A 13,745-nucleotide genomic window follows, 5' to 3' on the forward strand; every position below is an offset into this window, starting at 1 on the left:
ATTCCGCGGGGTGTTCCTAGTTCGGGTTCAGGCCCTTGGCGCGCAGCCATGCCTGGGGGTCGACCGGGGAGCCGCCGCCCGGCCTCACCTCGAAGTGGAGGTGCGGGCCGGTGGAGTTGCCGGAGTTGCCGGAGTACGCGATCACGTCGCCGGCCTTGACCTTGCCGGAGCGGATCTTGGCGCTGCTGAGGTGGCAGTACCAGGTCTCGGTGCCGTCGGGCGCGGTGAGTATCACCATGTTGCCGTAGGCGGAGTTCCACTGGCTGCGGACGGTGCCGTCGGTGGCGGCCATGACCGAAGACCCGTAGGACACCGGGAAGTCGATGCCGGTGTGCACGGACATCCAGTTGACGCCCGCCTGACCGTAGCCGGCGCTGAGGCCGTGCCGCGCGACGGGGAGGGCGAACTTGGGCCGGGCCGCTTCCCTGGCCGCCGCCTCCTCCGCCTTCCTCTTCTTCTCCTCGTCCTGGCGCACGCGCAGGTCGATGCGTTCCTGGGTGCGGCTCGCGCGGTCCGCGAAGTCGCCGGCGTCGGCGCTGAGGGCGGTGAGCTGTGTGTCGAGCTTGCTGTTCGCCGCGACCGGCTTGATGGAGGCCGGGTCGGGCGCGGCCAGGGTGGTGGTCTCCTCGGACGGCTTCTCCGTACCGGTGAGCCCGCCCACGGAGGCGGCGGCGACACCGGCGACACCCATCACGCAGGCCGAGGGAACGGCCACGGTCAGCAGCGCGGAACGCTTGGCCGGAGTGCGACGGCGGTTGTTGCCGCCGGCCTTGGCGGTACTCGCCTTGGCGACGGGCTTCGAGCCGGGCTTGGCGCCGGCGCGGCGCGAGGGGCGCGGGTCGGCGGGCGCGGCCGGGGTGACGGGCATGGCCTGGGTGGGGAGATCGTGCACCTTGGCGTCCGCATCCGCAGCCGCGTCATCCGCATCCGCATCAGGATCCGCATCCGCGTCATCGGAGGGGAGGAACTCGAAGACGGCGGTCTCGGTGTAGGTCACGTCGGGCACGACCCCGACCTCGACCCCGACCCCGACCCCGACTTCGACCTCGGGCGAGGTGGCGGCGTAGACCTCGTACCCGTAGTCGTAGGCGTACTGCTGCTCGTGGACCTGGGCGTGGGCCTGGCCGTGGGCCTGCTCCTGCGCCGGGACTTGCTGCTGCTCGTAACCGCCGTACCCGTAGGTCTGCTCGGAGGCCGTGTTCCAGGCGGTGGCGTCGTAGGCGCCGGTCTCGGTCCCGTAGCCCGGGACCGACCAGTGGCCGGTCTGCTCGGCGGAGGTCTCGTAGCCGAAGGCGGTGGACTGGTAGTCCATGGAGACGCCGCCCTGGGTGGGGACGGTCGTGAGGTAGCCGTCGTAGCCGGAGTATCCGTCGACGGACGGCTGCGCGTAGCCGTTCTGGGGGGCCGACCAAGCCGTGGTGTCGTACGAGCCGGTGTCGTAGGAACCGTAGGTGGCGCCGTAGTTGTAGCCCTGGCCCTGCGTTTCATAGGACGCATACGCTGAATCGCCAGCGAAAGTGGTGGTGGAAAGGCCGTCATACCCAAAATCGGGGTACTGGCCCGACGAGGGGCGGTCGTTCACCAACTTCTCTTTCGCCTCGGCAGCGGGGGGCCTGGGTGGCCGAGGAATGTGGGGTCCTCGGAGGAGAGCAGTGGCGTGACTGTACCCGGCGGTTACACGCAACGACAATCTTCGGAGGGTTTTGTGCTCGGCGGAACCGGGCATTCGGCCGCCTTTCGGTCGCCCGAAGACTCACCCTTGGCCTTGAGTTCGAAAAATGTTCGACTGTAGGTCGGTTTTCGCCCCCACGGTCGAGGCTGCAGGGGCGGCCGGCCGGTCAGGCGACGGAAGCGGCGCCGGGGTGCGGGAGGGTGATCGGTCTGGGGCCGTCGAGCGAGCGTCGGATCGCCGCGATGACGGTGGGGTGCGCGGGCAGGGCGAGATGTCCGATGCCGGTGACCTGCACGTTTTCCACGAGCAGGTCCGGGTGTTCGATGCGGGCCGTCTCGGTCGGGTCCATCAGCTCGTCGAACTCGCTCCAGAACGCCACGCACCGGGTCCGGCAGCCGGGCGCGGGCGCGCGCAGTTCGGTGAGCACCTCGGAATCCGGGCGCATCTGCCGGACCAGGGGGTGCGCGTCCATGAAGGGCGCCACGCGGGTGCCGGAATGCGGTGTGCCGAGCGTGACGAGCGTGCGGACGCGCGCGTCGCCGCCGAGGCGCTGGACGTAGTACCGCCCGACCAGCCCGCCGAGGCTGTGCCCCACCAGGTCCACGCGGTCCTGCCCCGTGCGCTCGCACAGCTCCTCGACGCGTCGGGCGAGATGCCGGGCGGTGGCGCGCAGGTCGCGGGTGAAGGGGGAGTAGTTGTACGCCTCCACCTGCCGCCGGCCGCCGGCCCCGAGGGTGCGGCGCAGCAGGACGAAGACGGAGCGGTTGTCGGTGAACCCGTGGAGCAGCAGCACCGGCGGGCGCTCGTGGGTGGCGGCGGCGGGTCGCTCCGGCAGTACACCGGTGGGATACAGCAGGATGTGCCCGCCGAGCACGATGACTTCCAGTACGCCCGCCCGCAGCGCGGCCCCGGACATGGTCAGCCCCATGGACGGCCCCCCTAGCGTCTCGGGACCGGGGCGTCCGACCGCCCCGTGCCGTGCGGCTGTCGGCGCGGAGCGGTGGTACGCCATCCCACGTGTGATTTCCCCCTCGTGGTTGACCGCGAAACGGGGGTGTGCGCAATGCTGTACTTAACGTTCGTTCACTCGGGAGGCAGTGCGATGGGTGTGACCGGTCCGATCCGTGTGGTGGTGGCCAAGCCGGGCCTCGACGGCCACGACCGAGGCGCCAAGGTGATCGCGCGGGCCCTGCGGGACGCGGGCATGGAGGTCATCTACACCGGCCTTCACCAGACCCCCGAACAGATCGTCGACACGGCGATCCAGGAGGACGCCGACGCGATCGGTCTGTCGATCCTGTCGGGTGCGCACAACACGCTGTTCGCGCGCGTGCTGGAACTCCTCGCGGAGCGCGACGCGGAGGACATCAAGGTGTTCGGCGGCGGCATCATTCCGGAGGCGGACATCGCTCCGCTGAAGGAGAAGGGCGTGGCCGAGATCTTCACGCCGGGCGCGACGACGACGGCAATCGTCGACTGGGTCCGCGCCCACGTGCGTCAGCCGGCCTAGCGGTACGGTGCGGCGCCGCTGCCGGGGACCAGTCCCCGGGCCCCTGCGCTTCAAACGCCGGCGGGGCTGGGTGGTGGCCGGCGTGGCCGGGGCTGCGGGTGGGGCCGGTGCCGGGGTCGGGGTGGGGTGTCGGCCTGGACTGCATGATTTAGGCGCCCCCTGTTCTACTCCGACAGGGCGCGGGCTGCACCTGCGCCACAAATCACGCTTTACGTCCAGGCCGACACCCCACCCCGCCCCCGTCCCCGGCCCGGCGCAGCCAATTCAGCCGTCCGGCGTTTGAGGACCGGGGTCTGGGGGCGGAGCCCCAGGGGTCCGGGCGCAGCCCGGTACCCCCCTTCCAGCCCGTCCGGCGTTTGAGGACCGGGTCCGGGCTGGCCCGGGGAACGGTGGAAGGGTGGGTCGGGGGCTTTGCCCCGCAGGGCCGACCCCTCGGGCCGTGCCGGCGGTCAGTGGGGCGGGGTCAGTTCCGCGTGCAGCGCGGCCCGCAGCCGCAGGGTGGCGACCAGCCGTTGGAAGGCCTCCGACCAGTACGCCGCCGCACCCCCCTCCTCCACCGGCTCTGCCGCCAGCGCATCGAGCCGCCCCGCCTCCGCAGGATCAAGGCACCGCTCCGCCAGCCCCATCACCCCGCTGAAGCTCCACGGGTAGCCGCCGGCCTCCCGCGCGCAGTCCAGTGCTTCGATCACCGCCCGCCCCAGCGCCTCCGCCCACGGCACCACGCACACCCCGAGCAGTTGGAACGCCTCCGACAGCCCGTGCGCGCGTATGAACTCCGCGACCCAAGCCGCTCGTTCCTCCTCCCCGAGGGTTGACAGGAGCTGCGCCCGCTCCGCCAGCGACGCCGTCGCCGGGCCCGCCGCGGGCGGTTCGGACGCCGAGCCGAGCAGGGCCTGCGACCACGCCGGGTCGCCCTGGCGCACCGCGGCCCGGCACCAGGCCGCGTGCAGTTCCTCCGCCCACCCCTCGGCCACCGGCAGCGCCACGATCTCCGCCGGGCCGAGCCCGCCGAACCGGTCCCGCCAGCACGACAGCGGCGCAGACTCCAGCAGCTGCCCCAGCCACCAGGCCCGCTCCCCGCGCCCGGCCGGCGGCCGCTTCACCACGCCGTCGCGCAGCATCCCCGCATCGCACTCGGTGGGTGGCGTCACCCCCTCCGGGCCGACGCAGGCCAATGCCCGCTCCGCCATCCGCCCGGCCAGCGCCGAGGCCGGCAGTGCGGACAGCAACTCGGCGGCGGTCGCCCGGACATTGCGGCTGCGGTCGCCCAGCGCCGCTTCGAGGAACGGCTCGTCACCCGCCGACAGCCCCACCCGCAAGGAGTCGAGGAACATCAGCCGGTCCTCGGCCCGCTCGGTGCTCCACGTGGTCTCCAGCAGCCGCGGCCCGGCGGCCGCCTCGTGGGCCCGTACGAGGCCGAGCAGCGCGACCCGCTCCGCGAACAGCCCCTCCTGCCACAGCCGCTCCACTCCCACGGTGTCCTGCGGGTCGGGCAGCTCGCCGGCGCCACCCCCGCGCAGGGCGAACCGCCAGTCCGGATTGAGCCGGGCCAGCCACAGCCCGCGCGTCCCGGCCAGCGCCAGCGCCTGCGGCCGGAGGTCGCTGCGGGCCCGCGCGACGTCCAGCAGCGCGGGCAGGAGCGGGGCCGGCGCCCGGTACCCGTACTGTCCGGCGGCTGCCAGCCACTGCGGCAGCAACTCCGTCAGGTCCGGGGCGGCCCCCCGCCGCCCGCTGCCGCTGCCCGCACCGGCCCGGCCCGCCAGCAGTTGCGCGAGCCGCCGCCGGGCCGCCTCCGGCGGCTCCGGACGCGGGTCACGCGGCGCGGGCTCGGGCCGCGGACCCGCCTCGGCGGGTCTCAGTCCGGCCCGGCGCCGTACCGTCTGCACGGCCGCGGCACCGAGCAGGGCCTCGGGACTGCCCCGGCGCCGCTCGGTGCCCAGCAGTGCGGCGCCCACCAGCTCGTCCCAGTTCTCGTCGCCGTAGGCCGTGTCCGCCGAGCCGTCCGTGGCGCTGTGTGTCGTCGTGTTCACCGGATGCCCTCCCTCTTTCCCTCGTGTGCCGTGCCGTGTGCGGGTGTCGTGCTCCGGTCCCGCCCCCTCTGCGGGACCGGAGCAGCTCATCTGTTTCCCTGTGGCGCACACGGCCGTCCCTACGGCCTCAACTGGCGTGGTTGTCGTCCACGAAAGCCCCCCGGCTCACTCGTTTCGATACGTCGGCGCTCCCGCGCCGCCGCTTTCCCCCTGCCGCCCGCTCAGCCCAGCACCACCGGCTCCGAGGAGCCCGGCTGCCAGGCCGTCAGCGGGGTGAATCCGCGATGTCCGCACTCGCCGAACACCGTCAACGGGCCGCCCCCCGAAAGCGCGGCCAGCTGCCACAGCCCGGCCCCGGGCCGGCTCCCGGCCCCGGTCAGGGGCACGGGCAGGGCGGACGTCCCCTCCGCGTCCGCCAATTGCCATGCTGCTGCGCCCTGTTGCTCCCCCTGCCGTCCTCCTTGTCGTCCTCCCGGTATCGGAACCACCGGGCCGAGCACCACAGGCCAGGACTCCAGCCAGGGGTCCTCGCGCAGGGCCGCGCCGTACGCCTCCAGTGCCGCGCCCGTGCTCACGCCGGTCGGCGCGGTCCGGCACGGCGCGGCCGCCGCGAACCTCTCCCCGAGATCCGCGCGCAGCCCGGCCGAGCCGGGCCGGAAGCGGGCTTCCGCCTCCAGTACCAAGCCGACGGGCAGCGACAGCCCCGGCGGTCGCCCGGGCGGGCCGAAGTCCAGGACCAGGGCCGGCCGCCCGCTCGCCAGCCCGCGCAGCCAGATCCGGCGGGTGGTGAGACGGCCGTCCGGTGACGCCGTGTCGTACTGGGCCAGCACGAGCCAGTGGTCCCGTACGGCCTCGCCTTCCGTCTGGGGCTGCAGTCCCAGACGGCTGCGGACCGTCGCAGCCAGCGGTTCCGGCAGTCCGGAAACGCCGAGCCAGGCCCGGTCCAACAGGTGCAGCAGCGCGGCCTCCTCCAGCATCCGGGCGGGCCAGCCGGTGCCGCAACTGGGTATCGTCCCCAACTCCCCTACCCGCGCGGCCAGTCCGGGTGCCTGGGCGTCGACCATCCGGGCGGCGGTCTCCTCCCAGGCCGCGTATCCCGCCCGTTCCTGACCGGCGAGGCCGCCGCGCACCAGGTCCGCGAGCCGCTGTTCCAGCTCGGTGACGCCCGCTCCGATGCGGGCCGCCCGCCGCTCGGCCCGCTTGCGGGCTCCTTCGGCGTCGGCCGGCCCCGCCCGGCCGGAGCGGTCGGCGGCGGGCCGCGCGGCCTTCGCCGCCCGCTCCGCGAGCCACTCGCCCGCCCAGTCCGGAGCCTGGGCCGTGGTGGCGGCCGGGGTGGCGTCCGGGGCGTCGAGACCCTCCGCCGCCCAGAGCAGCAGCAGGCCCAGCGCGTGCTTGCACGGGAACTTCCGGCTCGGGCAGGAGCACTTGTACGCCGGCCCGGACAGGTCGACGACCGTCCGGTACGGCTTGCTGCCGCTGCCCTTGCACAACCCCCACACCGCACCGGAAGCGGAACCTCCGGTCTGTGACCACGGCCCCGCACCGCCGAGTCTGGCCCCCGCCTTGCGTGAGGCATCGTCAGGAGCCAGAGCCAGTACCTGTTCCGCTGTCCAGCGGACCCCCTGCTCAGTCATGTGTTCCACCGTAGAGACCCCCACTGACAATCGCTCTGACCTGGAACAACGCATCTCCCGGGGCCCGTTGTCAGTGGTCGGGTGCATCGTGGTTCCAGCAGTCGTCAAGCGGCTGCGGAGCATTGGAGGGGGATCATGGCCACGACCGGGAACGAGACCACCGCAGAGGCGCTGCGACCGCACGCCGAAGACGCCTTCGCGCACGAACTGAAAGCCCTGGCGGCCGCCGACGACCGGCCCCGCCCGGCCCGCTGGAAACTCTCCCCGTGGGCCGTGGCGACGTACCTGCAGGGCGGCGCGCTCGACGACGGCACCGTCATCACACCCAAGTACGTCGGCCCGCGCCGGATCGTCGAAGTCGCCGTCACCACCCTCGCCACCGACCGCGCGCTGCTGCTCCTCGGTGTGCCCGGCACCGCCAAGACCTGGGTGTCCGAGCACCTCGCCGCCGCCGTCAGCGGAGACTCGACCCTCCTCGTCCAGGGCACCGCCGGCACCCCGGAGGAGGCCATCCGCTACGGCTGGAACTACGCACGCCTCCTCGCCCACGGCCCGAGCCGCGAAGCGCTCGTACCGAGCCCGGTCATGCGGGCCATGGCCGAGGGCATGACCGCCCGCGTCGAGGAGCTCACCCGGATCCCCGCCGACGTCCAGGACACCCTCATCACCGTCCTGTCCGAGAAGACGCTCCCGATACCGGAGCTCGGCCAGGAGGTACAGGCCGTGCGCGGCTTCAACCTCATCGCCACAGCCAACGACCGCGACCGCGGGGTCAACGAGCTCTCCAGCGCGCTGCGCAGGCGCTTCAACACCGTCGTCCTGCCGCTGCCCGCCACGGCCGACGCCGAGGTCGACATCGTCGCCCGCCGCGTCGACCAGATCGGCCGCGCCCTCGACCTGCCCGCCGCCCCGGAGGGCCTGGAGGAGATCCGCCGCGTCGTCACCGTCTTCCGCGAGCTGCGCGGCGGCGTCACCGACGACGGGCGTACGAAGATCAAGTCGCCCAGCGGCACCCTGTCCACCGCCGAGGCCATCTCGGTGGTCACGGGCGGTCTCGCCCTGGCCGCCCACTTCGGGGACGGCGTCCTGCGCCCCTCCGACGTGGCCGCCGGGATCCTCGGGGCCGTCGTCCGGGACCCGGCCGCCGACCAAGTCGTCTGGCAGGAGTACCTGGAGGCCGTGGTCCGCGAGCGCGACGGCTGGAAGGACTTCTACCGGGCCTGCCGGGAGGTGACGGCATGAGCCCGGGGACGAGGGACCCGGCCGCCACCACGGGCCCGCTGCTGCTCGGAGTACGGCACCACGGGCCCGGCTCGGCCCGTGCGGTGCGCGCCGCCCTGGACGCGGCACGGCCGGCTGCGGTGCTGATCGAGGGGCCGCCGGAGGGGGACGCCCTGCTCGCGCTCGCCGCGGACCCGGGGATGCGGCCGCCCGTCGCCCTGCTCGCCCACGCGGCCGACGACCCGGGGCGGGCCGCGTTCTGGCCGCTGGCCGGCTTCTCCCCGGAATGGGCCGCGATCCGGTGGGCGCAGGAGCGGGACCTGCCGGTCCGGTTCATCGACCTCCCGGCCGCGCACTCGCTGGCCGTGCCGGAGGACCAGGCGCCGGACCAGGAGGGGGAGGGGGAGGGGGAGGGGGGCCAGGAGGGGGAGGCGGGCGAGGCGCACGGAGCGGCGCCCGGATCCGTACGGCTGGACCCGCTGGCCGTGCTGGCCGAGACCGCCGGGTACGAGGACCCCGAGCGGTGGTGGGAGGACGTGGTCGAGCACCGCGGCGGGGCCGGACCGGCCGCCGACCCGCTGGGCGTCTTCGAGGCGCTCGGGGACGCCATGGGCGCCCTGCGCGAGGAGTACGGGGCGGGCGGCCACCACCGGGACCTGGTGCGCGAGGCGTACATGCGGCAGCGGATGCGGGCCGCGCGCCGGGAGTTCGGCGACGCCTACGCCGTCGTCTGCGGGGCCTGGCACGTCCCGGCCCTGCGGACCAGGACCACCGCGGCCGCGGACAAGGCGCTCCTCACCGGGCTGCCCAAGGTCAAGGTGGAGACCACCTGGGTGCCCTGGACCCACCGGCGCCTCGCCCGGGCCGGAGGGTACGGCGCGGGCATCACCTCGCCCGGCTGGTACGCACACCTCTTCGCGGCCCGGGACCGGCCCGTCGAGCGCTGGCTGACCAAGGTCGCGGGCCTGCTCCGCGAGGAGGACCGGCAGGTGTCCCCGGCCCACGTCATCGAAGCCGTCCGGCTCGCCGACACCCTGGCCGCGATGCGGGGCCGGCCGGTGCCGGGGCTGACGGAGACCCTGGAAGCGGTCCGGGCGGTGATGTGCGACGGCTCCGACATACCGCTCGCGCTGATCGAGGACCGGCTCGTCGTCGGGGACGTGCTCGGCGAAGTCCCCGACGCGGCGCCCGTCGTACCGCTCCAGCGCGACCTGACCCGCCGGCAGCGCTCGCTGCGGCTCAAGCCCGAGGCGCAGGACCGGGAGCTGGAGCTCGACCTGCGCAAGGACACCGACGCGGCCAAGTCCCTGCTGCTGCACCGGCTGCGGCTGCTCGGCATCGACTGGGGCGTCCCAACGGCCTCCCGGGGGAGCACGGGCACCTTCCGTGAGACCTGGCGGCTCCGCTGGGAGCCGGAGCTCGCCGTGCGGGTGGCCGAAGCCGGCATCTGGGGGACCACCGTCCTCGGTGCGGCCACCGCCAGGGCCGAGGCCGACGCGGCGGGCGCCGGGGAGCTGGGCGAGGTCACCGCCCTGGCGGAGCGGTGCCTGCTGGCCGGGCTCTCCGGGGCGCTGCCCGCCGTACTGCGGGCCCTCGCCGACCGGGCGGCGCTGGACACCGATGTGGCGGGCCTGGCCAAGGCGCTGCCCGCGCTGGCCCGTTCGCTGCGGTACGGGGACGTACGCGGCACCGATGCGGCGGCGCTGGGGACGGTGGCGGCCGGGCTCGCGGAGCGGATATGCGTGGCGCTGCCACCCGCCTGCGCGGCCGGGCTGGACGCCGACGCGGCGGAGGAGCTGCGGGGGCACGTGGACGGCGTGCACGGGGCGATGGGGCTGCTGGAGGCGCTGGACACGGACGGCCTGCGGGAGCGCTGGGCGGCGGTGCTGCGGACGCTGGCCGGACGGGACACCGTCCCCGGGCTGATACGCGGGCGGGCGGCGCGGCTGCTGCTCGACGACGGGCGGCTGCCGCCCGAGGAGACTGCGCGGCTGATGGGGCTCTCGCTGTCCCCGGCGTGCGCGCCGGCCGACGCGGCGGGCTGGATCGAGGGGTTCGCGGGCGGGGGCTCGGGCGGCGGCACGCTGCTGGTGCACGACGAGCGGCTGCTCGGGCTGATCGACGGCTGGCTGGTGTCGGTGCCGGAGCGGGCGTTCATCGACGTGCTGCCGCTGCTGCGGAGGACCTTCGGCGGGTACGAGGCGGGGGTCCGGCGGAGCCTGGGGGAGCTGGTGCGGCGGGGGCCGGCCCCGGTGGGAGCCTCCGTGCCGGGATCCGGTGCGGCGCCGGCCGGCTTCGGTCCGGAGCTGGACCCGGTCCGGGCGGACGCGGTGGTGGACCTGGTCCACCTGCTGCTGGCGGGGGCGCGGGGCTGACCGGCGCGGGTCCGCCGGGCCCGGCGGCCGGGCTGCGGTGGGCCGCTGCGCGGGGCGGAGTCCCCTACCCGCCCTTCCCCCCGGTCCCGGGCTCTGCCCGGACCCGGTCCTCAAACGCCGGACGGGCTGAAAGCGGGTTACCGGGCTGTGCCCGGCCCCCTGGGGCTCCGCCCCGGACCCCGGTCCTCAAACGCCGGACGGCTGAAATGCCCAGCCCCCGCGCCTCAAACGCCGGAGGCGCTGGATTTGGCCCGGCGTCGGCTCGCACGTGCAGGTCGGCGGGCTGGATTGCCCGCAGGGCCATCTCAGCCCCGCCGGCGTTTGAGGCGCGGGGGACCGGGGGCCGGCCCCCGGCAACGGTGCCGCACCCGGCAGCGGGTCCGGGCAGCGGGTCCGGGCAGCGGGTCCGGGCAGTGGATCCGGGCAGTGGATCCGGGCAGTGGGTCCGGGCAGTGGATCCGGGCAGTGGGTCCGGGCAGTGCCCGGGGAACGGTGGAAGGGCGGGTAGGGGACTTCGCGCCGCGCAGCGGCAGTGGTCGGCGGGGGCAGCCGGGGGTGGTCGGCAGTGGTCGGCAGTGGTTCGAGATGGCTTCGAGAGCGGGAGTTGGCAGATGGCTGGTGGAGACGTGAGCGGCGGCGACGCGGAGCGGTTGCGGCGGTGGCGGATGGTGCTGGGCGGGGGAGAGGCGGACGGGACCGGGTGTGCGTTGGGGGGCGCGGACGCCGGGATGGACGCCGCGCTCGGGGCGCTCTACGGGGCCGACGGCGGCCGGGGCCGCAAGCGGGCCGGGGAGCGGTCGGCCGGACTCGGCGGGTCCGCGCCCCAGGTGGCGCGCTGGCTCGGGGACATCCGGACGTACTTCCCCACCTCCGTGGTGCAGGTCATGCAGCGGGACGCCATCCAGCGGCTCGGGCTGTCCGCCCTGCTGCTGGAGCCCGAGATGCTGGAAGCGGTGGAGCCGGACGTGCACCTCGTCGGCACCCTGCTCTCCCTCAACAAGGCCATGCCCGAGACCACCCGGGAGACCGCCCGCGCCGTCGTCCGCAAGGTGGTCGAGCAGGTGGAGAAGCGGCTCGCGAGCCGGACGCGGGCCACGCTGACGGGCGCGCTCGACCGGTCCGCCCGGATCAGCCGGCCGCGGCACGCGGACATCGACTGGGACCGGACCATCCGGGCGAACCTGAAGAACTACCTGCCCGAGCACCGGACCGTCGTCCCCGAGCGGCTGGTCGGCTACGGCCGCGCCGCGCGGGCGGTGAAGAAGGAGGTCGTGCTGTGCATCGACCAGTCGGGGTCCATGGCGGCCTCCGTCGTCTACGCCTCCGTCTTCGGGGCGGTGCTGGCCTCGATGCGTTCGATAGCGACCCGGCTGGTCGTCTTCGACACCGCCGTCGTGGACCTGACCGACCAGCTCGACGATCCCGTCGACGTGCTGTTCGGCACCCAGCTCGGCGGCGGCACCGACATCAACCGCGCGCTCGCCTACTGCCAGTCGAAGATCACCCGCCCCGCCGACACCGTCGTCGTCCTCATCAGTGATCTCTACGAGGGCGGCATACGCGACGAGATGCTGAAGCGGGTCGCTGCGATGAAGGCGGCGGGGGTGGAGTTCGTGGCGCTGCTCGCGCTGTCCGACGAGGGCGCGCCCGCCTACGACCGGGACCACGCCGCTGCCCTCGCCGCGCTCGGCGCCCCGGCCTTCGCCTGCACCCCCGACCTGTTCCCGGAGGTGATGGCCGCGGCGCTGGAGAAGCGCCCCCTGCCCGTCCCGTGACCGGCCCATGACCGGGCGGGCACCACCGCGCGCGCTCCCGGACCGCCCGCGCGGGTGCCCGTAGGGGAGCCGTCCCCGTGGCCGGCCATCGGTGGATCGCACGAAGATGCAGTTCAACCGTGAGGCGATCTGTGACAGGTATCACCGCTCAGGTGTGATCTGCGATTTAGGGACCTACGTCCCACGGGGATAACCTGCGGGACGGACATGCCGCGTCCACGGTCACCGTGTGCGCCTTCCTTGTGACAGCGCCGTCACGTTGCCCTCCGCGGCACGCCCACGCAGATAGCAGACAACCGCGAATCACTGCGAATCTTTAAAAAAGACAAGGGACGGACGCGCGTGGACCTGTTCGAGTACCAGGCGAGGGACCTCTTCGCCAAGCACGGTGTACCGGTGCTGGCCGGTGAAGTCATCGACACGCCTGAGGCAGCCCGCGAGGCCACCGAGCGCATGGGTGGCAAGTCGGTCGTCAAGGCGCAGGTGAAGGTCGGCGGCCGCGGCAAGGCCGGCGGCGTCAAGCTCGCCGCCACCCCGGACGAGGCCGTCGCCCGTGCGACGGACATCCTCGGGATGGACATCAAGGGCCACACGGTCCACAAGGTGATGATCGCCGAGACGGCTCCGGAGATCCTGGAGGAGTACTACGTCTCGTACCTCCTCGACCGCACCAACCGCACCTTCCTGGCCATGGCCTCGGTCGCGGGCGGCATGGACATCGAGCAGGTCGCCGAGGAGACTCCGGAGAAGCTCGCCAAGGTCCCGGTGAACGCCAACGAGGGCGTGACCATCGAGAAGGCCCGCGAGATCGTCGCGCTGGCGCAGTTCCCGGCCGAGGTCGCCGAGAAGGTCGCCGAGGTCCTCGTGACCCTGTGGGCGACCTTCATCGCCGAGGACGCGCTCCTCGTCGAGGTCAACCCGCTCGCGAAGGTCGCCAACGGCGACGTCATCGCGCTCGACGGCAAGGTCTCGCTCGACGAGAACGCCGAGTTCCGCCAGCCGGGCCACGAGGAGTTCGTGGACCACGCTGCCGCGAACCCGCTCGAGGCCGCCGCCAAGGCGAAGAACCTCAACTACGTGAAGCTCGACGGCGAGGTCGGCATCATCGGCAACGGCGCGGGTCTCGTCATGAGCACCCTCGACGTCGTCGCCTACGCCGGCGAAAACCACGGCGGCGTCAAGCCCGCCAACTTCCTGGACATCGGCGGTGGCGCCTCCGCCGCCGTCATGGCCAACGGTCTCGAGATCATCCTCGGCGACCCGGACGTCAAGTCCGTCTTCGTCAACGTCTTCGGCGGCATCACCGCGTGCGACGAGGTCGCCAACGGCATCGTCCAGGCGCTGCAGCTGCTCGAGGACAGGGGCGAGGCGGTCACCAAGCCGCTGGTCGTCCGTCTCGACGGCAACAACGCCGAGCTGGGTCGCAAGATCCTCTCGGACGCCAACCACCCGCTGGTCCAGCGCGTGGACACCATGGACGGCGCGGCCGACAAGGCCGCCGAGCTCGCGGCTGCGAAGTAAGGGCAGA

Annotated in this window: 9 protein-coding genes; 5 read left to right on the forward strand and 4 right to left on the reverse strand. The window is 73.8% G+C overall.

Annotated elements, in window-relative coordinates:
* Positions 1-16 precede the first annotated feature (16 nt).
* Positions 17-1,726: a M23 family metallopeptidase gene (locus MTF69_RS12420; RefSeq protein WP_279345674.1), complete on the reverse strand. Its 1,710-nt coding sequence runs from the start codon at positions 1,724-1,726 to the stop codon at positions 17-19.
* 112 nt (positions 1,727-1,838) lie between these two features.
* A complete protein-coding gene (locus MTF69_RS12425) occupies positions 1,839-2,600 on the reverse strand; it encodes a triacylglycerol lipase (RefSeq protein WP_243333485.1) in 762 nt (253 codons plus the stop codon).
* Positions 2,601-2,774: 174 nt separating this feature from the next.
* Between MTF69_RS12425 and MTF69_RS12430 the strand changes: the two genes are divergently transcribed.
* Positions 2,775-3,182, forward strand: a complete 408-nt coding sequence (locus MTF69_RS12430) for a cobalamin B12-binding domain-containing protein (protein WP_243333486.1) — start codon at positions 2,775-2,777, stop codon at positions 3,180-3,182.
* A 449-nt stretch (positions 3,183-3,631) separates the two neighbouring features.
* On the opposite strand, the gene MTF69_RS12435 is transcribed toward MTF69_RS12430, so the two are convergent.
* Positions 3,632-5,302, reverse strand: coding sequence for a DUF5691 domain-containing protein (locus MTF69_RS12435; RefSeq protein ID WP_374322869.1), 1,671 nt, complete (start codon positions 5,300-5,302; stop codon positions 3,632-3,634).
* 131 nt (positions 5,303-5,433) lie between these two features.
* The gene (locus MTF69_RS12440) at positions 5,434-6,846 is read right to left on the reverse strand and encodes an SWIM zinc finger family protein (RefSeq protein WP_243333490.1); all 1,413 of its coding nucleotides are present in this window, start codon (positions 6,844-6,846) and stop codon (positions 5,434-5,436) included.
* 135 nt (positions 6,847-6,981) lie between these two features.
* Between MTF69_RS12440 and MTF69_RS12445 the strand changes: the two genes are divergently transcribed.
* From MTF69_RS12445 to sucC, 4 genes are all read left to right on the forward strand, one after another.
* Positions 6,982-8,088 (forward strand): AAA family ATPase, encoded by a 1,107-nt coding sequence (locus MTF69_RS12445; RefSeq protein WP_243333492.1) that lies wholly within the window; start codon positions 6,982-6,984, stop codon positions 8,086-8,088.
* A complete protein-coding gene (locus MTF69_RS12450) occupies positions 8,085-10,442 on the forward strand; it encodes a DUF5682 family protein (RefSeq protein ID WP_243333494.1) in 2,358 nt (785 codons plus the stop codon). The genes MTF69_RS12445 and MTF69_RS12450 overlap by 4 nt, the downstream gene beginning before the upstream one ends.
* 611 nt (positions 10,443-11,053) lie before the next feature.
* Positions 11,054-12,217, forward strand: coding sequence for a VWA domain-containing protein (locus tag MTF69_RS12455; RefSeq protein WP_243333496.1), 1,164 nt, complete (start codon positions 11,054-11,056; stop codon positions 12,215-12,217).
* A 342-nt stretch (positions 12,218-12,559) separates the two neighbouring features.
* Positions 12,560-13,738: an ADP-forming succinate--CoA ligase subunit beta gene (sucC, locus tag MTF69_RS12460; RefSeq protein WP_243333498.1), complete on the forward strand. Its 1,179-nt coding sequence runs from the start codon at positions 12,560-12,562 to the stop codon at positions 13,736-13,738.
* Positions 13,739-13,745 lie beyond the last annotated feature (7 nt).

Origin of the sequence: Streptomyces sp. AP-93, from assembly GCF_022808175.1 — a bacterium.
Lineage (GTDB): Bacteria > Actinomycetota > Actinomycetes > Streptomycetales > Streptomycetaceae > Streptomyces.